Origin of the sequence: Streptomyces sp. NPDC051664 (assembly GCF_044453545.1) — a bacterium.
Lineage (GTDB): Bacteria > Actinomycetota > Actinomycetes > Streptomycetales > Streptomycetaceae > Streptomyces.
Genome location: NZ_JBITCU010000006.1, coordinates 40,638 through 60,438, shown reverse-complemented (window position 1 = coordinate 60,438; position 19,801 = coordinate 40,638). Strand labels below are relative to the sequence as shown.

At 70.3% G+C, this 19,801-nt stretch carries 17 protein-coding genes; 8 read left to right on the top strand and 9 right to left on the bottom strand.

Annotated features, from left to right (window positions below; genetic code table 11):
• Positions 1 to 48: 48 nt before the first annotated feature.
• From ACIA8E_RS13755 to ACIA8E_RS13740, 4 genes are all read left to right on the top strand, one after another.
• Positions 49 to 897, top strand: coding sequence for an NTP transferase domain-containing protein (locus tag ACIA8E_RS13755; RefSeq protein WP_399297695.1), 849 nt, complete (start codon positions 49 to 51; stop codon positions 895 to 897).
• Positions 898 to 1,148: 251 nt separating this feature from the next.
• On the top strand, positions 1,149 to 2,888 hold the full coding sequence (locus ACIA8E_RS13750; RefSeq protein ID WP_399298133.1) for a molybdopterin-binding protein: 1,740 nt from the start codon (positions 1,149 to 1,151) through the stop codon (positions 2,886 to 2,888).
• Positions 2,846 to 3,979 (top strand): potassium channel family protein, encoded by a 1,134-nt coding sequence (locus ACIA8E_RS13745; RefSeq protein WP_399297693.1) that lies wholly within the window; start codon positions 2,846 to 2,848, stop codon positions 3,977 to 3,979. The genes ACIA8E_RS13750 and ACIA8E_RS13745 overlap by 43 nt, the downstream gene beginning before the upstream one ends.
• Before the next feature lie 149 nt (positions 3,980 to 4,128).
• Positions 4,129 to 5,118 carry an NAD(P)H-quinone oxidoreductase gene (locus tag ACIA8E_RS13740; RefSeq protein ID WP_399297691.1) on the top strand — a complete coding sequence of 330 codons (990 nt, stop codon included), beginning with the start codon at positions 4,129 to 4,131 and terminating at the stop codon, positions 5,116 to 5,118.
• Between the two features lie 106 nt (positions 5,119 to 5,224).
• On the opposite strand, the gene ACIA8E_RS13735 is transcribed toward ACIA8E_RS13740, so the two are convergent.
• From ACIA8E_RS13735 to ACIA8E_RS13715, 5 genes are all read right to left on the bottom strand, one after another.
• Positions 5,225 to 5,773 (bottom strand): bacterial proteasome activator family protein, encoded by a 549-nt coding sequence (locus ACIA8E_RS13735; RefSeq protein WP_078879122.1) that lies wholly within the window; start codon positions 5,771 to 5,773, stop codon positions 5,225 to 5,227.
• Positions 5,774 to 5,907: 134 nt separating this feature from the next.
• Complete coding sequence (locus ACIA8E_RS13730; protein ID WP_399297689.1) at positions 5,908 to 8,766, bottom strand: FtsX-like permease family protein; 2,859 nt, start codon at positions 8,764 to 8,766, stop codon at positions 5,908 to 5,910.
• Complete coding sequence (locus ACIA8E_RS13725; RefSeq protein WP_399297686.1) at positions 8,763 to 9,548, bottom strand: ABC transporter ATP-binding protein; 786 nt, start codon at positions 9,546 to 9,548, stop codon at positions 8,763 to 8,765. The genes ACIA8E_RS13730 and ACIA8E_RS13725 overlap by 4 nt, the downstream gene beginning before the upstream one ends.
• Before the next feature lie 142 nt (positions 9,549 to 9,690).
• Positions 9,691 to 10,308 (bottom strand): PadR family transcriptional regulator, encoded by a 618-nt coding sequence (locus ACIA8E_RS13720; protein WP_399297683.1) that lies wholly within the window; start codon positions 10,306 to 10,308, stop codon positions 9,691 to 9,693.
• Positions 10,309 to 10,358: 50 nt separating this feature from the next.
• A complete protein-coding gene (locus ACIA8E_RS13715) occupies positions 10,359 to 10,571 on the bottom strand; it encodes a hypothetical protein (RefSeq protein WP_399297681.1) in 213 nt (70 codons plus the stop codon).
• 136 nt (positions 10,572 to 10,707) lie between these two features.
• Between ACIA8E_RS13715 and ACIA8E_RS13710 the strand changes: the two genes are divergently transcribed.
• The gene (locus ACIA8E_RS13710; protein ID WP_399297679.1) at positions 10,708 to 11,184 is read left to right on the top strand and encodes a hypothetical protein; all 477 of its coding nucleotides are present in this window, start codon (positions 10,708 to 10,710) and stop codon (positions 11,182 to 11,184) included.
• 270 nt (positions 11,185 to 11,454) lie between these two features.
• Here ACIA8E_RS13710 and ACIA8E_RS13705 read toward each other — a convergent pair whose 3' ends face one another.
• Positions 11,455 to 13,110 carry a protein kinase gene (locus tag ACIA8E_RS13705; RefSeq protein ID WP_399297677.1) on the bottom strand — a complete coding sequence of 552 codons (1,656 nt, stop codon included), beginning with the start codon at positions 13,108 to 13,110 and terminating at the stop codon, positions 11,455 to 11,457.
• 301 nt (positions 13,111 to 13,411) lie between these two features.
• On the opposite strand from ACIA8E_RS13705, the gene ACIA8E_RS13700 reads away from it, so the two are divergent.
• A complete protein-coding gene (locus ACIA8E_RS13700) occupies positions 13,412 to 15,016 on the top strand; it encodes a protein kinase (protein ID WP_399297675.1) in 1,605 nt (534 codons plus the stop codon).
• A gap of 13 nt (positions 15,017 to 15,029) precedes the next feature.
• On the opposite strand, the gene ACIA8E_RS13695 is transcribed toward ACIA8E_RS13700, so the two are convergent.
• From ACIA8E_RS13695 to ACIA8E_RS13685, 3 genes are all read right to left on the bottom strand, one after another.
• On the bottom strand, positions 15,030 to 16,013 hold the full coding sequence (locus tag ACIA8E_RS13695) for a phosphotransferase (RefSeq protein WP_399298131.1): 984 nt from the start codon (positions 16,011 to 16,013) through the stop codon (positions 15,030 to 15,032).
• Between the two features lie 63 nt (positions 16,014 to 16,076).
• The gene (locus tag ACIA8E_RS13690; protein WP_399297673.1) at positions 16,077 to 16,550 is read right to left on the bottom strand and encodes a pyridoxamine 5'-phosphate oxidase family protein; all 474 of its coding nucleotides are present in this window, start codon (positions 16,548 to 16,550) and stop codon (positions 16,077 to 16,079) included.
• Between the two features lie 112 nt (positions 16,551 to 16,662).
• The gene (locus tag ACIA8E_RS13685; protein WP_399297670.1) at positions 16,663 to 17,322 is read right to left on the bottom strand and encodes a response regulator; all 660 of its coding nucleotides are present in this window, start codon (positions 17,320 to 17,322) and stop codon (positions 16,663 to 16,665) included.
• Positions 17,323 to 17,660: 338 nt separating this feature from the next.
• On the opposite strand from ACIA8E_RS13685, the gene pdhA reads away from it, so the two are divergent.
• Positions 17,661 to 18,809 (top strand): pyruvate dehydrogenase (acetyl-transferring) E1 component subunit alpha, encoded by a 1,149-nt coding sequence (gene pdhA / locus ACIA8E_RS13680; RefSeq protein WP_399297668.1) that lies wholly within the window; start codon positions 17,661 to 17,663, stop codon positions 18,807 to 18,809.
• Between the two features lie 2 nt (positions 18,810 to 18,811).
• On the top strand, positions 18,812 to 19,792 hold the full coding sequence (locus ACIA8E_RS13675) for an alpha-ketoacid dehydrogenase subunit beta (RefSeq protein ID WP_376258306.1): 981 nt from the start codon (positions 18,812 to 18,814) through the stop codon (positions 19,790 to 19,792).
• Positions 19,793 to 19,801: the final 9 nt, after the last annotated feature.

The window sequence follows — 19,801 nt, the reverse complement described above, 5'->3', positions numbered from 1 at the left end:
AGAGGGCGGGGAGGTTCAACGGGGGCGTATGGCACGCATACTCGGGGCATGACCGCGTATGACGCCATCGTTCTTGCCGGAGGGGCCGCAAAGCGCCTCGGGGGTGCCGATAAACCGGCCGTTCGGGTCGGTGGCCGGGCACTGCTCGACCGGGTGCTCGCGGCCTGCACCGATGCCGCCGGCACCGTCGTGGTGGGCGGTCGGCGGCCCACGCCGCGCGCTGTGACCTGGACGCGCGAAGAGCCGCAGGGCGGTGGCCCGTTGGCGGCACTCGGCGCCGGGGTACGGCATACGAGTGCGGAGCGCGTGCTCGTACTCTCCGCCGACCTCCCGTTCCTGGGGGAGAGCACGGTCGAGGCGCTGCTGGCCGCCGCCGGGCACGGGGACCGCGACGGGGCCCTGTGCGTCGATCAGGACGGCCGGGACCAGCCCTTGGTCGCGGTCTACCGCGCCGAACCGCTCCGCCGCGAGCTGGCTCTGCTCGCCACGGAGCACGATGGTCTGGCCGGCCTGCCGCTGCGGTTGCTGACACACGAACTGGACCTCGCCCGCGTCGAGGCGGGTCCGCTCGCCTCGTTCGACTGCGACACCTGGGAAGACATTGCCGCGGCCCGGGCCCGTATCAGAGAGCATGGGACCGTGCTGGACGAATGGATCACCGCAGTCAAGAACGAACTGGGCATCGAACTCGACGTCGACACCGGCGTCCTGCTCGACCTCGCCCGCGATGCCGCCCACGGTGTCGCCCGGCCCGCCGCGCCCCTGACGACGTTTCTGGTCGGGTACGCGGCGGCGAAGGCGAGCAACGGCGGGGGCGGTCCCGAGGCGGTGGCCGAGGCTGCTCGCAAGGCGGCCGCGCTTGCCCTCCGCTGGGCGGACGAGGCCGAGACGCCATGACGGCGTACCAGCCCAATGCCGAAGGCGGCCCGGCGGCGGAACGGGCACCGGGGCCTCCACCGGATCCGGGGAGCAGGCCGCCGACGGCTGAGCATGCCGCCGCGGCTACTCCGTCGGAAGACGCTGCGGTCCGGGCGGTCGGGGTGACCAGCGCCGAGAAGGAAGCCGGTGCCGTCGAGCGGGCCTGCTCGACGGAGGCCGGCCGGGTGGCCGGGGTGGCTCACGGCGATGAGCAAGCCCCGGTAGCGGAAGTGACCCGAGCTGCCGATGTGCCCCGGGCGGCCGACGTGGCCAGCGCCGCCAAGCAGGACCGCGCCGCCGGGCAGACCCGCGCCGCCGAGGCAGCCCATGCCGCCGAGGAGGACCGCGCTGTCGATCAGGCTCTCGCGCTGGTTGCGGGGCAGTCCTCGCGTGAGCCTCGATTCGTGGCTCAGTCGCAGCCCCAGGTCAGGGCCTCGGTGCAGAGCCCCCAACAGAGCGCTGGGCGCAGTTCCGGTCAGAGCACCGAACACGGACCCAGCCCCAGCCTCAGCGCCGGTGGTTCCGGGGTCAGTCCTCGCCGGAGTTCTGACCGCAGTCCTGGGCACAGCGATGACCGGAGCCCCGGTCACAGCCCCGACCGGAAGCCCGGCAACGGTCCTGCCAACGGTTCCGGTCACGATTCCGGCCGGAGTTCCGGTCAGGCCCCCGCTCGAGACCGGCGCGGACAGGCCACCGCCTGGCGTGAGGCCCGTGCTCTTGCCGCGCGGGCCGGGCACGGCGCCGCCCCCCGTACCCAGCGGCTTTCCCTCGACCGGACCCTCGGACACGTGCTGGCTGAACCCCTGGCCGCACTCACCGATCTGCCGTCGTTCGACACGTCCGCCATGGACGGCTGGGTCGTCGCCGGACCCGGCCCCTGGGCTCTCGGCAGGAGCGAAGGCGGGAGCGGAGAGCTGGGCATCCTCGCCGGGCACAGCGCCCCGGCCCCGCTCCCCGACGGTGAGGGCGTACGGATTGCCACAGGCGCCCGCATCCCGGCGAATGCCACTGCCGTGATCCGTAGCGAACACGCCCATGTGGACGAGGCCAAGGGGATGTTGCACGCACAACGGCAGGTGGTCCCCGGGCAGGACATCCGGCCGCGCGGCCAGGAGTGCCGTTCCGGCGATCAACTGCTGCCCGCCGGAACCCTGGTGACGGCCGCTGTCCTCGGTCTGTCCGCCGCTGCCGGATACGACGACTTGGTGACGGTCCCCCGCCCGCGTGTCGACGTCCTCGTCCTCGGGGACGAACTGCTCACCGCCGGTCTGCCGCACGACGGGCTGATCCGGGACGCTCTGGGCCCCATGATCGGACCCTGGCTGCGGGCCCTGGGCGCCGAGGTCTCCGCCCCGCGCCGTCTCGGCGACGACGCGGAGGCTCTCCAGCACGCCCTCACCACCTCAGACGCGGACCTTGTCATCACCACCGGAGGCACTGCGGCGGGTCCGGTCGACCATGTCCACCCGGTCCTCGCCAAGATCGGTGCCGGGCTGCTGGTCGACGGCGTCGCCGTACGCCCCGGCCATCCGATGCTGCTGGCCCGGCTGCCCTCCGATGGCCCGTATCTCGTCGGACTGCCCGGCAATCCGCTCGCCGCCGTCTCCGGTCTCGTCACGCTCGCCGAGCCTCTCCTGCGTGGGCTGGCCGGCCGCGCGCCGGAGGAGCCGTACCGGGTCGTCGTACGCGACGAGGTGCACGGCCACCCGCACGACACCCGCTTGGTCCCCGTCGTCCATCGGGTCGGATCGGCAAAGGGCGCCGGCAGCCCGGCAGGTAACGGGGCAGGTGCCGGCGTCGAGCACGTCGTACCTCTGCACTACAACGGCCCGGCCATGCTCCGCGGGATCGCCGCCGCCGACGGCCTGGCCGTCGTACCACCGGGCGGGGTACGGTCCGGCACCGAGGTGGAGATCCTCGATCTGCCGTGGGCCTCGGCGACGCCGTGGACGGAAGGGTGTTTCACGTGAAACTTCCCGGCCACGACGCGATGGCCCGGCGGGTCGACGAGCACCTCGTGCCCACCCGGATCCTGCTTCCGCGCCGAGTCGTCGACCGGCCTCTCCGGCAGGTCGCCAAGCGGCTGTTGATGGCGATACTGGTCCTGGCCGCCACGGTGCTGATCGTCTGGCTCGACCGTTCCGGCTACCACGACGACGCCGATGGCTCGGTGGATCTGCTGGACGCCGTCTACTACTCGACGGTCACCCTCTCCACCACGGGGTACGGCGACATCACCCCGTACAGCGACAGCGCACGGCTGACCAATGTGCTGCTCGTGACACCGCTGCGCGTGCTCTTCCTGATCATTCTGGTCGGCACCACCCTGGAGGTCCTGACGGAGCGGACCCGGGAGGACTTCCGGCTGAACCGTTGGAGAACCAACTTGCGTGACCACACAGTTGTCGTCGGCTTCGGCACCAAGGGCCGGTCGGCGATCCAGACGCTCTGTGCCACCGGGCTGAAGAAGGAACAGATCGTGATCGTCGACCCGGCGACCAAGGTGATCGAGTCCGCCAACGCCGAAGGGTTCGTGGGTGTCGTCGGCGATGCGACGCGCAGCGATGTGCTGTTGCGGGCCGAGATCCAGAAGGCGCGGCAGATCATCATCGCCACCCAGCGCGACGACACGGCGGTGCTGGTCACGCTGACCGCGCGGCAGCTCAATCGCGGCGCGAAGATCGTCGCTGCGGTCCGCGAGGAGGAGAACGCTCCGCTGCTGCGGCAGTCCGGCGCCGACGCCGTGATCACCAGCGCCAGTGCGGCAGGCCGGCTGCTCGGCCTCTCCGTCCTCAGTCCCAGTGCGGGCACGGTGATGGAGGATCTCATCCAGCAGGGCACCGGCCTCGATCTTGTCGAACGGCCGGTGATAAAGGCGGAGGTCGGCAAGAGCGTCCGGGAGACCGACGATCTGGTCGTGAGTGTGCTGCGCGGCCACCGGCTGATCGGTTACGACGATCCGGCGGCCGGCCCGCTGCAGTTGACGGACCGCCTGATCACGATTGTGCGTGTCTCGGGCGGCGCCTCGCCACTGACTACGCCGCGCCAGCAAGGGGTGTGACAGCCTGCGGTGACTCGCCTGCGGTGAGTCGCGCGTGCTTCGGACGGAGGCGGGCAACGTGTCGTCCGCCTCGGACGGCAGGCGACCGCGACGCGTCGTAACCCCGCCGCCTACCCGTCGCGCCGCCGCCACGGAGTAGCCTCGCCGCCATGCATGCGATCACAATCCCCGCACCCGGTGGCCCCGAGGCGCTCGTATGGGCCGAGGTCCCCGATCCCGTACCCGGCGAGGGCGAGGTCCTCGTCGAGGTCGTGTCCAGCGCGGTCAACCGCGCCGATGTTCTGCAGCGGCAGGGCTTCTACAGCCCACCGCCCGGCGCGTCCCCGTATCCCGGTCTGGAGTGCGCCGGCCGGATCACGGAGGTCGGCCCCGGCGTCACCGGCTGGTCGGTCGGCGACGAGGTGTGTGCGCTGCTCGCGGGCGGCGGGTACGCGGAGAAGGTCGCCGTGCCTGCCGGGCAGCTGCTGCCCGTACCGGACGGCGTCGATCCCGTGATGGCCGCGGCGCTGCCCGAGGTGACGGCCACGGTCTGGTCGAACGTGTTCATGGTGGCCCATCTGCGCCCCGGCGAGACGCTGTTGGTGCACGGTGGCTCCAGCGGTATCGGCACGATGGCGATCCAGCTCGCCAAGGCCGTGGGCGCACGGGTCGCGGTGACTGCGGGCGGTCCCGAGAAGCTGGCGCGGTGCGCGGAGCTCGGAGCCGACATCCTGATCGACTACCGGGAGCAGGATTTCGTCGAGGAGCTGAGCAAGGCGACGGACGGGGCGGGCGCGGACGTCATCCTCGACATCGTCGGTGCGAAGTACCTGGACCGGAATGTGAAGGCGCTCGCCGTCAACGGCAGGCTCGCCATCATCGGCCTGCAAGGTGGCGTCAACGGCGATCTCAATCTGGGCGCTCTGCTGAACAAGCGCGCCGCGATCACCGCAACGTCCCTGCGCGGCCGTCCGCTCGCCGAGAAGGCCGCCATCGTCGCCGCCGTGCGCGAGCATGTGTGGCCGCTGATCGGCAGTGGCGTGGTCCGGCCGATCGTGGACCGTACGCTGCCGATGTCGGACGCCGCGGAGGCCCACCGGGTGCTGGAGTCCAGCACCCACATCGGCAAGGTGCTCCTGCGCACGCCGGCTGCGGCCTGAACGCAGCCGGAGACACAGCGGGCCCGGCACACGCTTCTGTGTGCCGGGCCCGCTGTCGGTATGTACGTGGATGAGATTGAGGTGCGGAAAGGCCGGCGTACGGCCCTTACAGGTACGGGCCCGATCGGATCGCTCCGTGCGGGTCCGAGCCGTCGTCGTCCTCGTGACCGCTGCCCGGCGGAAGCGCACGGCGCATCTGTTCCAACTGCGCGCGGGCCGCCATCTGCTGGGCGAACAGTGCGGTCTGGATGCCGTGGAAGAGACCCTCCAGCCAGCCCACCAACTGGGCCTGTGCAATCCGGAGTTCCGCTTCGGAAGGGACCGACTCCTCCGTGAACGGCAGGGAGAGTCGTTCGAGCTCCTCCACCAGCTCCGGCGCGAGGCCGTCCTCCAGCTCCTTGACGGAGCTTGCGTGGATCTCCTTGAGCCGGACCCGGCTCGCCTCGTCGAGAGGAGCCGCCCTGACCTCTTCCAGGAGCTGCTTGATCATGCTGCCGATGCGCATGACCTTCGCGGGCTGTTCGACCATTTCTGTCACCGGGACCTCACGCGATTCGTCGTCAGTGCCACCGCCGCCGCCGATCGCCATGCCGTCCTGTCCCACTACGAGGACTTGGGGGTGCTCGTGCGACCGTTCATTCCTCGGCATCTCCATGCCGCCATTGTCTCGCACACGTGCTGTTCAACAGGGTGGTGCCCCCGATTACGGTTGATCCACCATTCTCGGGGGCAACGAAACCGCCCGGTCAGCCCCGCAATCAGCCTTCGACCGCGGTGTCCGGCCGCGCGTCACCCGGCCCGGCGCGCCACGGTCTGCCGTGAGCGGGTGAACGCCGCCGCACCCAGCCCGGCCAGCAGTGGCACCACCACGGCCAGCAACCCGATCGTCGCCCACGGCAGCACGATCGGCGTGTAGGCGGACTCCATCGGCTGCACCCGCATGTTCTTCACGGCCTCACGCAGATCGATGAGCCGGAGCGCCACCGCGGGCACCAGACCGGCTGCCGTGCCGAGCAGGACGCCGGTGAGCGCGACGACCAGGCACTGGAAGCCGGAGAGGGTGCGCCGTACGCGTGGGGGTGCGCCCACCGCGCTGAGCGTGGTGAGGTCCGCCTCCGCGTCGGCCTTGGCGAGACCGGTCGCGATCGCGGCCGCGCCCAGGGTCACCACTCCGGCGAACAGGGAGAGGAACAGCAGGATCGTGTCCTGCCGCCCGGACGGACCCCTCTCCGACTGGAGATAGATCCCGCCGCCGGCCACTTCGACCGCTGCCGAGACCCGCTGGTCCTCGCTGTCCGTCGGCTCATGGGCGACCGCGTAGACACTGCCGTACATCTCGGTGTGCAGACCGAGCTGTTTCGCCGTCTGCAGGGGCAGGATCATGCGAACCCCGGGTGTGGTGGCGTACTGCTCGGGTGCCTGATACACCTTCAGCCGGTCGGTGCGGGTTTCGGCCTTGCCCGGGTGCAGCTTGCGGTTCTTCTTGTCGCGGTCGTTGTACTTGTGGACGGCTTTGAGGATGACCTCGCCGTTCTTCGCGTACGCCGGGTTGAGCAGCACGGGGGTGCCGGCGGCCAGGGCCTTGGCGGCCGCGGGGTCCTGGAGCTTCACATAGGTGGAGAGAAACTTGGCGTCGCCCAGGATGACGCCGTCCGCCAGGCCGATGAACGGGCTCGCGTACATCAACTCGTCCAGGCAGGCGGGGGACCGCATCAGCTTCCTGTGCTCTTCGGCGGAGAGACTCGCGGCGAGTTTTTTCGCGCCCTTGCCGACGAGCGGGCAGGAGTGGCCCTTGCCGGCGGGCTTGATCAGCTCGACCGAGCCGCAGCCGTTCTCCTCCTCGTAGTAGACGTTGCAGTCGCTGCCCGCCCAGACCCGGCCGACTTCGGCGTGTCCACCGGTGACGGCGAGGTTGCGTTCGACGGCGGAGCGGGCGAGCGGGAGCCGGTCGACCGCCTTGCCGTCGGAGGCGATGAGCGCGACCGTGCCCGGGGTGAGGTTCGCCGTGTACTCGAACTCCGATTCGGCCTGGCCGCTGGACATGTAGGTGGCGATGGCCACCGAACCCGCGACGGCTGCCATCACGGCCGCGACCGCGGGGGCCGTACGTCCCCGGTTGCGGGCCGCGTCGCGCAACGCCATCCGCGGGGAGAGCGGCAGCCTGCGGCCGAGTCGTCCGAGGAATCCGACGATCACCGGGATGCAGCCGAGCAGGCCGAGTTCGGCGACGACCGATCCGCCGGCGACCAGTGTCGAGTTGCCGCTGGTGCCGCCGTAGACCGAGACCGCGATGCCGATCAGCAGGGTGATGGAGCCCAGCACCGGCAGTACCCGGGAGCTGCGGCGGATGCCGCGGCGGCCGCTGAGCGACTCCAGCACGGACTGCCGGCTCGCCACGATCGCGGGTACGAGGGCTGCCAGCAGACCGGTGACCAGGCCGATCACGGCGATGATCAGCAGCTCCGACGGGTGCACGGCCAGCGATCCGAAGCGGTGTCCGGCCCAGCCCTCGATCATCGGGCGGAACACCGCCGTGAGCGCGAATCCGGCCGCGACACCGGCCACGGCACCGACGCCGCCGAGCACCAGCCCACCGGAGAGGACCACGGCCCGGACATGGCGCCGGTCGCCACCGCACGTACCGACGAGTCCGAGCTGGCGGCGGGAGCGGCGGGCGCCGACCGCGAAGGCCGGTCCGGCGAGCAGCACGAGCTCCAGGACGGCCATGGCCACCACGGTGATCAGTGCCGCGCTGAGTTCCTCGGAACCGCCGTACGAGCTGCCGCTCATGGACCGGGCCATCGGGACCTCGGAGTCCGGCGGCGGGTCGATGACGACCTGCCGGGACACGACGAGGACACCCTGAGCGTTGGCGGCGAGCACGTCGGACCAGCTCACGCCGGCCCCTTCGGCTCCCTTGACCAGCCACTCCTTGGAGTCGGCGTTCGGCGGCAGCACCTTCTTGTCGTGCTTCGCCGTGTTCGTCCACGGGGCGATGACCGCCCCCGGCTCGGCGTACAGCGCCGCGGACTTGAGGTCGTCGGGCTGTTCGACGACACCGGTGATGGTGTACGTGCGTTCGGCTCCGTGCAGAGTGGTGCGCGAACCGACGTGCAGCCCCGACTTCGTCAGGAAGGGCTCCGTGGCAGCCATCTCGCCGTCGCCGTGCGGGAAGGCGCCCCGCACGAGGGCGACCTTGCCGCGGGCCATCGGGTCCGACGTCCGGAACTCGACGATGTCGGCGGTGGTGATGCCGTACTTGGTGGTGACGGTGGCCGGGACGGACTGAAGGCTGATCGCGTGCGCACCTTTGGGAAGCGCGGTTCTTATGTCGATCGGCGGAACGGGTTCGTCGCCCGGCCCCGCGCTGTCCTCCGAAGCCGGGCTGTACGACTGCCCGTCGGGCATCTGCTGGATCGCACCTGCCCCCATCCCCGGATCGCTGAACAGCGCGTCCGCGGAGCCCATCGAGGCCGTCAGCTTCTCGGCCCGGGTCGGCTCCACACTGCGGTACGTCACATCGGCGGCCGTCACCCCGAGCACCGGCAGTGCGATCATCGCGACGACCAGTGCGCTGCGGCCCTTGGCCCGCATCGCGTCGCGCCGGGCGATCCTGAGGGCGGCACGCCAGCCCGTGAACACGCTCACTTGGCGCCCTCGGCGGCGAGCAGCGAGTCGGCACCGGCGGTCAGTGTCTGGTCGACGATCGAGCCGTCCCGGAGGAACACGACCCGGTCCGCCCAGGCGGCGTACCGCGGCTCGTGCGTCACCATCACCCCGGCCGCACCCTGGTCGCACCGATTGCGCAGCAGGGCGAGGACGGCCTCACCGGTCTCGGAGTCGAGTGCCCCGGTCGGTTCGTCGGCGAGCACCAGGCGCCGGTCCCCCACCAGCGCGCGGGCGATCGCGACCCGCTGCTGCTGGCCGCCGGACATCTCGTCGGGGAACCGGTCGGCGATCTGCAGGAGGTTCATCTCCTCCAGCGCGGCCCGCGCCTCCTTGCGCGCCTTGCGCACGGAGACCCCGTCGAGCTCGCGCGGCAGGGCGATGTTCTCGGCCGCGGTCAGCGCCGGGATCAGGTTGTAGTCCTGGAAGACATAGCCGACGCTGCGTCGGCGCAGGGCCGCGACGCCCTTGCGGCCGAGGGCGGAGATGTCCTGCCCCTCGATGATCACCTGGCCGCCGGTCGCGGTGTCGAGACCACCGGCCAGGGTGAGCAGGGTGGACTTGCCGGAGCCGGACGGGCCCATCACGGCCACGAGTTCACCGGTGTGCACCGAGAGGTTGATGCCGCGCAGGGCGTGCACCTCGGCGATGCCGGTTCCGTGGGTACGGGTGAGGGCGCGGAGTTCGAGCACGGGAGCGTCGACCGGCAGGGGCGCGGCGGACAGCCGGGGCGACGGGGTTGCGGACGGGTCGTGCGAGGACATGGTGAGTGGTTCCCCCTCAGGAATGGTCTGTGGTCAAATCCGGGTACGCGGGCGGCCTGCGACGTGGCAGAAGGCGGCCGGCGCCGCATGCGGGCGGGCAAGCGCCGCGATCGAGAACAGCCGGTGCTGCGTACGCGAGTGATCAGCGCCGTGTACGCGGGCGGGCAGGCGTGCGCGCCTGGGCATGGTTGGCCGTACGCGCCTCTGGTTCCGGATCCGTGGCAGCGGCCTCGGCGAGACGGACCAGCCGCGACTCGCAGTGGTCCAGCCAGCGGGCCTCGGCCTCGGCCTGGAAGATCAGCTGTTCCAGCACGAGCAGCCAGGCCACCTCGTCGCGGTTGCCCGGGACGTCGGCGAGGGCCTGCGCCTTCAGCCGGGTGTAGTCCTGCATCGCTCTCACCGTGTGGTGGCGCTGGGACTGGATGACGGCCCGGATGTCGACTCCGGGCGCGCCGACCGCCATGGCGAGCTTGATCGCCAGCTCGTCGCGGGGCGGGCTGCTGCGGTCGACGGGTGTCTCGAACCAGTTCCGCAGCTCGGTGCGCCCGTCGTCGGTGATCGAGTAGAGGGCGTGGCCCTGGTCGTCCTCGCCGTCCTGGATGACCAGGCCGTCGCGTTCCAGCCTGCTGAGTGTTGTGTACACCTGGCCGACGTTCAGGGGCCAGGTGGAGCCGGTGCGCGACTCGAATTCGGTGCGGAGCTGGGAGCCGTAGCGAGGCCCGCGCTCCAGGAGGGCCAGGAGCCCATGGCGGATCGACATACTCAGTATGTATACCGAGTATGTCGATCGGTGCAAGCCCCCTGAGCCGTTCAGTTCGTACGGCGCAGACGGAGTCCGAGGAAGCCCAGACCCAGCCCTATCAGGGCGATTCCGGTGCCCAGCGACACCAGCTGTACCTGCCGCGCGGCGGGCTGTTCGAGGCCCTGCGGCGCGAACCGGCCCGGCACCGGGGAGCCGCTGACCGTGGTTGTCGCCGTGATCGTCGCCGAGGGCGGTACCGCCGGGGCCGTCGCGGCAGGCAACTGGTCGGACTGCTCGAAAGAGTCGTCCCGTTTCGCGAGCTCCTGCGTGGAGAACGGCCGCCCGGGCCGCAGCCGCCCTTCCCCGGCCTCTCGCCCGGCCAGCGGGGGCTGCGCCTTTGGGTGCGCGGGCCGTCGGGTGGACCAGCCGGCGGACGGCGAGGGTGAGGGCCGGTCGGAAGCGGAGGGCGAGTGGGAGTCGGAAGCTGAGGGCGATGGCGAGTGGGAGTCGGAAGCTGAGGGCGATGGCGAGCGGGAGTCGGAAGCGGACGGCGAGGGCGAGGGCCGGTCGGAAGCGGACGGCGACGCCGGGGCGGAGGGGGTGGCCGGGGCGCTGTCGGACGGGGTCGCAGTCGCCCGATTAGGAGGTTTCGACGGCGGTTCGGCCGAAGGGGCGATGGGCCGCTCGGCCGGTGGGGCTATGGGGGTATCGGCCGAAGGGGCGGCCGGCGGATCGGCCGGGGGAGCGGCGGCCGGCTCGGCCGGGGAGTCGGCGGACGGCCCGGTGGACGGAGAGGAGGGGGGAGTCGTGGGGGTCTCGGGGGCCGCCGGGGCGGCTGCCGATGGGCTGGTCGGCCTGCGTGTCGACCCCGGCGTCCAGCCGGTTTCGCGCTGATCCGCGCGCGCCTGACCCTGCACCGGCCCTAGCGCCGCCCCCGTCGCTATCACCAGGCAGGCCAGGCACCTCGAAGCCCATGGGGGGAGGAGTCCTGAAGCCATGAGGCCAGCGTCACATGTACCGATATGTCCGGCATCCGGTGGAACAGAAGGCGAACCGGCCCGGCACACCTCACGCGTGCCGGGCTGTCACTTCCGTACGAACAGCGCTGCCGTCGAGCAGCGGTACCGCTGAACGGGCTACCGCCGAACAGCGCTACCGGCTTGCTCAGGCCGGGTCGCCGGTGGAGATGCGCAGCTCGAAGTGGGCGCCCTTCTCGGGGATGGCGGTACCCGCAGAGGGGAACTGGTCGATGATCTGGTCCTCGGCATAGGTGTTCCCGGCGACCTCGATCGTCTTGATCGTCCAGCCCGCGGCCAGGGCGCATTCCTTCGCGGAGACGATGTCCTTGTACAGGAAGCTCGGCGCGTCGACCTTGTTCGGGTCGTCGTTGTCCTCCATGGCGTCCGTGCAGTCCTCGGTCTTCATCGTCCGGTTCCGCTCCGGATCCTTGTGCTCGCCGGCCACTGTCGAGCTGCTCGGGTCGCCGCCGTTGCCCGAGTCCGAGCCCGGGTCGTCCCTCAGCGACAGCACCGTGATCAGCCCGCCGATCGCGATCAGCGCAACCACGATCGAGCCCACGATCACGGGCATGTTCCGCTTGCTGCCACCACCGCTGCCGGAACCGCCACCACCCACCGGCTGCGGGGCGATGTCGTACGGCGCCGGTGTCCGGTACTGATGCTGCACCGGAGTCGGGGTCCCGTACGCCTGGTTCGCCTGCGGGTAGCCGTACGACGGGGAATGGGCAGGGGTTGGTGTCGGCGGGCCGTACGGGCCGGGCTGCTGCTGGTACTGCTGCGGCTGGTACGGCATCTGCACGCTCTGCGGCGCAGGTGTGGACTGGTCGACCGGCGGGAAGACCGCCGAGCCGACGCCCGAGCCGCTGTTCGCCGGTGCGCCGCCGCCGACGATCACCGGGGCGCCGGTCCGGCCGCCCGCGTTCAGCACGCGCGTGATCTCGTCCTGCATCGCCGCCGCGCTGGGGAAGCGCTCGTTCGGATTCTTCTTCAGCGCGCGGGCCACCAGCGCGTCCATCGCCGGGGTGATCGACCGGTTGATGGAGGACGGCGCGACCGGCTCCTCCTGGACGTGTGCGTACGCGATGGCGAGCGGGGAGTCCGCGTCGAACGGGATCCGGCCGGTCAGCAGCTGGAACAGCATGATGCCGACCGAGTACAGGTCGGAGCGCGCGTCCACGCCACGGCCGAGGGCCTGTTCGGGAGAGAGGTACTGGGGGGTGCCGACGACCATGCCGGTCTGCGTCATCGACGTGACGCCCGACTGCATGGCGCGGGCGATGCCGAAGTCCATGACCTTCACGACACCGCGCTTGGTCACCATGACGTTGCCGGGCTTGATGTCGCGGTGGACCAGGCCCATTTCGTGACTGGTGTCCAGCGCGGCCAGCACGTCGCCGGTCACCTTGAGCGCCTTTTCGGCCGGCATCGCACCGTAGTTACGGATGTCCGCCTGGAGTACGGAGCCGAGCGGCTCCCCTTCCACGTACTCCATGACGATGTACGGCATCAGCGCGCCGCCGAGCTCGTCCTCGCCGGTGTCGAAGACCGAGACGATGTTGGTGTGCTGCAGCTTGGCAACAGCCTGCGCCTCGCGCCGGAACCGCTCACGGAAGGACTGCTCGCGCCCCAGCTCCGTGTGCAGCGTCTTGATCGCCACCTGGCGGTCGAGCGCGGAGTCGTACGCCAGATATACGGACGCCATTCCGCCTTCGCCGAGCAGGTCGCGGAGCTGGTAACGGCCACCGGCGACCGAACCGCCCGCGTAGCGACCCTGGGCACCGTGTGCGCCGTCCTGGCTCATGACTTGCTCCCCCTAGGCGCGCGTCTCACGCGAAGATCCCTATTACGCGCCAAGTCTGCCCGAGGGGTACGTCACGTCAAGCCGGGTACCCGTTCCGTGACCCTATGCACAAGAAGCGTCTCGGAAGCGTTACAGGAACCGCATGGAATTTGCGTGAGCGGTGCGGCAGCCGGTTGGATGGCCCGTCCCTCTCGAAACGGGGTGTCCGACAGAGGCTGTAGCGTGACGTGGCAATGCAGCAAGGCATGCAAGACACCGTGAGAACGCGCGGACGCGCGGACAGATACGACGGCGAGGACTGATGGCACCCGGACCCGAAGCAAACGGCGGCGGAGTTTCGGATGCGGCCGACTCCTGGGGCATCGGCGGTGTGGTCGGTGACGGACGTTATCGGATGACGCACCGGCTCGGCCGGGGCGGCATGGCCGAGGTGTTCGCGGCCGAGGACGTCCGGCTCGGACGTACGGTGGCAGTGAAGCTCCTGCGTTCCGATCTCGCCGAGGACCCGGTCTCCAAGGCCCGGTTCACTCGTGAGGCACAGTCGGTCGCGGGCCTCAACCACCACGCGATCGTCGCGGTGTACGACTCCGGCGAGGACGTCGTGGGTGGCCAGACCGTCCCGTACATCGTGATGGAGCTCGTCGAGGGCCGCACCATCCGTGACCTGCTGCTCAATGCCGAGGCCCCGCCGCCGGAGCAGGCGCTGATCATCGTCTCGGGCGTGCTGGAGGCCCTCGCCTACTCCCATCAGCACGGCATCGTGCACCGCGACATCAAGCCGGCGAACGTGATCATCACGCACTCCGGTGCGGTCAAGGTGATGGACTTCGGCATCGCCCGTGCGCTGCACGGCGCGCAGTCGACGATGACCCAGACCGGCATGGTCATGGGAACGCCGCAGTACCTCTCCCCCGAGCAGGCACTCGGCAAGGCCGTCGACCACCGCTCCGATCTGTACGCCACCGGCTGTCTGCTGTACGAACTCCTCGCTCTGCGGCCTCCGTTCACGGGTGAGACGCCGCTGTCCGTCGTCTACCAGCACGTCCAGGACATCCCGGTCCCGCCGTCCGAGGTCGCGGACATGGTGCCGCCGGAGCTGGACGGGCTCGTCATGCGTTCGCTCGCGAAGGACCCGGACGACCGGTTCCAGAGCGCCGAGGAGATGCGCGGGCTGGTTCAGTACAGCCTGCAGATGCTTCAGGTGCAGGGCGGTCACACGGGTACCTGGAACACCGGCCCGGTCGCCGTGCACGAGGGGGGCCACACCCCCGCCATGGGCATGGCGGGCGGCACGATGGCGATGGGGCACCCGCAGCACGGGGACACCTCGCAGGGCCCGATCCTGCCGCCGATGAACCCGGACGACGGCGGATACGACGGCGGTCACGGGGGCGACGGCGGACGCGGCAAGCTCTGGCTGTTCGTCGTCCTCGCGCTGATCGCGATCGGGGCCGGTGTCGCCATCGCGGTCAACGCGGCGAACACCGGCGACAACAACCACAGAAAGACGCCGACCACGACCTCCAGCACCCCGGCGCCGACGAAGAGTTCGGAGGCGCCCAGCGACGAGGACACGAAGGTGGTCCCGCCGCAGGACGAAACAACCGGCGGGGAGCAGCAGCCGAGCTGGCAGCCGTCCACCTCCCCGTCCACCACGCCCAGCAAACCGTCCGAGGCCCCGTCCGAGACGACCACCCCGCCGGACACCGGCACCACCGGTGGCGGCACGACGACCGACGGCGGTACGAGCACGGACGGTGGTACGACGACCGACGGGGGCACGACGACCGACGGTGGTACGACGACCGACGGTGGTACGACGACCGACGGGGGCACGGCCGGCGACGGCGGGACCACCACCGGTGTCAACGGAACGGCGGGAACCGCCGCGGGCACCACTCCCTGATGTGCCGGGGCCCTCACTCGGTGAAGGCCTCGCGCACCGTCTCGTACTCCCGCGTCCACCAGACCGCCAGGGCCGACACCGCAGGAAACTGCGGGTCGGCCCTTCGGTCGTGCAGGCGGTACCGCCAGTGCAGTATCCAGAAGTCGTTGAGCCGCTCCCACCACACCCGGTGCACCGCGGCGGCGAGTTCGGCGGCGCTCGCCCCGGCTGCCCGCCGGTAGGCCCGCGCGTACGCCCGTACCTTCTCCAGTTCCAGCTTCCCGGTCGGCTGTACGAAGAAGATCACCGCGGCCCTCACCGCCTCCTCGGCGCGCGGCTGAACCCCCAGCCGGTCCCAGTCGATGATCGCCACCGGGTCCTCGTCCCGGTACAGCACGTTCAGCGGGTGGAAGTCGCCGTGCACCCAGCCGGTCGCCGGGATGTCGGGGGTGGGCGGCCGGTGGTCGGCGTACTGCTCCAGCAGGGCGCGGCGCTCGACGAGGCGGTGTTCGGCCAGCTCGTCGAAGGCGTCCCGGGGGCGCCGGCCGCGCGCCGCGGCCAGCAGATCGTCGATCAGGGCGAACGTGTCGGCGGCGTCCGGGCCGGCATGTCCGCGCACCTGGGCCACCCCCCTCTCCATCACCTGCGCGAGCCCGGTGTGTACGGCTCCGAGAAGCGCCCCGAGCCGCTGCGACTGGGCGGTGGTCAGCTGGGCGCCGACCCGGTGCAGTCCGTCGACCCAGGGATGCAGGGCGTAGCACCGGCCGCCGATCTCCGTGACCGTGTCGCCCTTCGTGTCCTCGACGGGCGGGGCGACGGGCACCCCGAGCGACTGCAGCCGCTGGGTGGCGCGGTGCTGGCGGACGATCGTCGCGCGGTCGCCGGTGGAGTCGTCGAGGTGGTGCTTGAGGAAGTACGAGCCGCGGGTGGTGGAGACGCGGTAGCCGTGGTTGAGGAGGCCCAGGGTGATGGGCTTGCAGGTGAGGGGCTCACCGGCGTTCGGATAGCGGCGCAGCACCTCGCCGACCGGCGGAACAGGCGGGAGGGTTACAGATGAGCGCGGCACTCACCAAATGTTAGATCACGCTGTGTGGTGGCTCGGTTGACTTGCGTGGAAGTCCAGAGTGTGCATGGTGACGAAGTGCGTGTCGAGGCGGAGATAGACCGGCTCGAAGGGTTCGCCGTTGACCTGCAGCGGCGCCGCACCGAAGCGCGTGCGCTGCTCCTCCGTGGGGTGCACGACCTCGGCGGGTCCGGTGAACTGCACCGACCACAGAGCGCCGCTGTCCTCGCCGGCGCTCTCGCCGGTGGCCGCCGCGTCGAAGTTGTCCACTCCGTACGCGACGACGGTGCCGTCGCACGACTCGTGGTGCCCGAGACCGCTGTGCATTCGCAGGACCACACGCCCGTCGATCACGACATGGCGGGCCACCGCCAGGAACGGGAGAGCCCGACGGGTGGTCGCCAGCCGGCCGTACCGCACCCGGCGGATCAGCTCGATCGCTCGGACTTCCATCACTTGGGCATCCATCGCTCGGGGTTCCGCAGAGGACATGGGTCCACTTTCCGGTACCTCGACGGGCGCAGAAAGAGGCCGCGGGCCCCGGTGATCGGGGACCAAGGTCCCGAAACCCGCAAATCCCCTCGCGAAGCCCCGCCCGCGCGGCTCAGCGCTGCTCCGCCTGCAGCCGCGCCACATAGGCGGCGGCCTGCGAGCGCCGCTCCATGCCCAGCTTGGACAGCAGGCTGGAGACATAATTCTTGATCGTCTTCTCGGCGAGATGCAGCCGTTCGCCGATCACCCGGTTCGTCAGGCCCTCGCCGATCAGATCGAGGATGCGGCGTTCCTGGTCGGTGAGGGCGGACAGCTTGTCGTCGCCCCGGGCCTCCTTGCCCTCGCGCAGCCGCTCCAGCACGCGCGCGGTCGCGACAGGGTCGAGCAGGGACTTTCCGGCCGCCACGTCCCGTACCGCGGCCAGCAGCTCATTGCCGCGGATCGCCTTCAGTACGTATCCCGACGCGCCCGCCATGATCGCGTCGAAGAGGGCCTCGTCGTCGGCGTACGAGGTCAGCATCAGGCATTTGATGCTCTCGTCCTTGGAGCGGATCTCCCGGCAGACCTCCACCCCGCTGCCGTCCGGCAGCCGCACGTCGAGCACCGCCACATCGGGCCGGGTGGCGGGGATCCGGAGCAGCGCGTCCGCCGCCGTGCCCGCCTCGCCGACGACCTCGATGTCGTCCTCGACCGCGAGCAATTCGTGCACTCCACGGCGGACGACCTCGTGGTCGTCCAGTAGAAATACGGTGATTTTTCCTTCTTCGCGCACAAATGCAGTCTCACACACTCCCCTCTTCCCTGCTGCTGAACGGCGGGATAACGTGCCGTTGTTCCGGCGGCCTGCAAGGCTGTTACCAGTGCTGTGACCAGCGAAAGTTCCCGACTTTTTCGATTTACTTGGAAATCCAAGCAAAATCGCAGGTCAGATAGGGTTTCGCAGTTGTGCGACGCACTGGGTAACGTGCCTTTGACAGGACGCTCGCCGGGGCACCTGTCACGCCTGTTCCCGGCCGAGCGGCACCCACCCCGTGCACGGGTACGGACACAGGCGAGCCGCACTGGTCTCCCGGCAGACCCCGGGGGCCGGACCGACGGAGGAGCACGCACGTGACCGTGGAGAGCACTGCCGCGCGCAAACCGCGACGCAGCAGCAAGCGGACCAGCGCCGCGAAGACGCCACAGACTTCCGAGCCCGAGCTCGTACAACTGCTGACGCCCGAGGGCGAGCGGGTGGAGCACCCGGACTACACGATCGACCTGACCGCGGACGAGCTGCGCGGTCTGTACCGGGACATGGTCCTGACCCGCCGCTTCGACGCCGAGGCCACCGCGCTGCAGCGTCAGGGCGAGCTGGGCCTGTGGGCCTCGCTGCTCGGCCAGGAGGCCGCCCAGATCGGCTCCGGCCGGGCGCTGCGCGACGACGACTATGTGTTCCCGACCTACCGTGAGCACGGCGTCGCCTGGTGCCGCGGGGTCGACCCGACCAATCTGCTCGGGATGTTCCGCGGTGTGAACCACGGCGGCTGGGACCCGAACACCAACAACTTCCACCTGTACACGATCGTCATCGGCTCGCAGACCCTGCACGCCACCGGCTACGCCATGGGCGTCGCCAAGGACGGCGCGGACTCGGCCGTGATCGCGTACTTCGGTGACGGGGCCTCCAGCCAGGGCGACGTCGCCGAGGCGTTCACTTTCTCCGCGGTCTACAACGCGCCCGTGGTGTTCTTCTGCCAGAACAACCAGTGGGCGATCTCCGAGCCGACCGAGAAGCAGACCCGGGTGCCGCTCTACCAGCGCGCACAGGGCTTCGGCTTCCCCGGCGTCCGGGTCGACGGCAACGACGTACTGGCCTGCCTGGCCGTCACCAAGTCGGCGCTGGAGCGGGCCCGCCGCGGCGAGGGTCCCACCCTCGTCGAGGCGTTCACCTACCGGATGGGCGCGCACACCACCTCCGACGACCCGACGAAGTACCGGGCGGACGAGGAGCGCGTCGCCTGGGAGGCCAAGGACCCGATCCTGCGGCTGCGTACGTACCTGGAGAAGCAGGAACTCGCCGACGAGGCGTTCTTCACCGCGCTGGACGAGGAGAGCGAAGCCCTCGGCAAGCGGGTCCGCGAAGCGGTACGGGCCATGCCCGACCCGGACCGGATGGCGATCTTCGACCACGCCTACGCCGACGGGAACCCGCTCGTCGACGAGGAGCGCGCCCAGTTCGCCGCCTACCAGGCTTCGTTCGCCGAGGAGGGCAACTAGTCATGGCCACCCAGAAGATGTCCCTTGCGAAGGCGCTCAACGAGTCGCTGCGCAAGGCCCTCGACACCGACCCCAAGGTCCTCATCATGGGTGAGGACGTCGGCAAGCTGGGCGGAGTCTTCCGGATCACCGACGGGCTCCAGAAGGACTTCGGCGAGGACCGGGTCATCGACACCCCGCTCGCCGAGTCCGGCATCGTCGGCACGGCGATCGGTCTGGCCCTGCGCGGCTACCGGCCGATCGTGGAGATCCAGTTCGACGGCTTCGTCTTCCCGGCGTACGACCAGATCGTCACGCAGCTCGCGAAGATGCACGCCCGAGCGCTCGGCAAGATCAAACTGCCGGTCGTCGTCCGGATCCCGTACGGCGGCGGCATCGGCGCCGTCGAGCACCACAGCGAGTCACCCGAGGCCCTGTTCGCACATGTCGCGGGGCTGAAGGTGGTCTCGCCGTCCAATGCATCGGACGCCTACTGGATGATGCAGCAGGCCGTCCAGAGTGACGACCCGATCATCTTCTTCGAGCCGAAGCGGCGCTACTGGGACAAGGGCGACGTCGAGACGGACCTCATCCCCGGACCGCTGCACAAGGCCGCGACGGTACGGGAGGGCTCGGACCTCACCCTCGTCGCGTACGGCCCGATGGTGAAGGTCTGCCTCGAAGCGGCCGCGGCCGCCCAGGAGGAGGGCAAGTCCATCGAGGTCCTGGACCTGCGGTCGATGTCCCCGATCGACTTCGACGCCGTCCAGGCGTCGGTCGAGAAGACCCGCAGGCTGGTCGTGGTCCACGAGGCGCCGGTGTTCTACGGCTCCGGGGCCGAGATCGCCGCCCGCATCACGGAGCGCTGCTTCTACCATCTCGAAGCACCGGTGCTCCGGGTCGGTGGCTACCACGCCCCGTATCCGCCGGCGCGCCTCGAGGACGAGTACCTGCCGGGCCTGGACCGCGTGCTCGACGCCGTCGACCGCTCGCTGGCGTACTGAGGAGAAGGT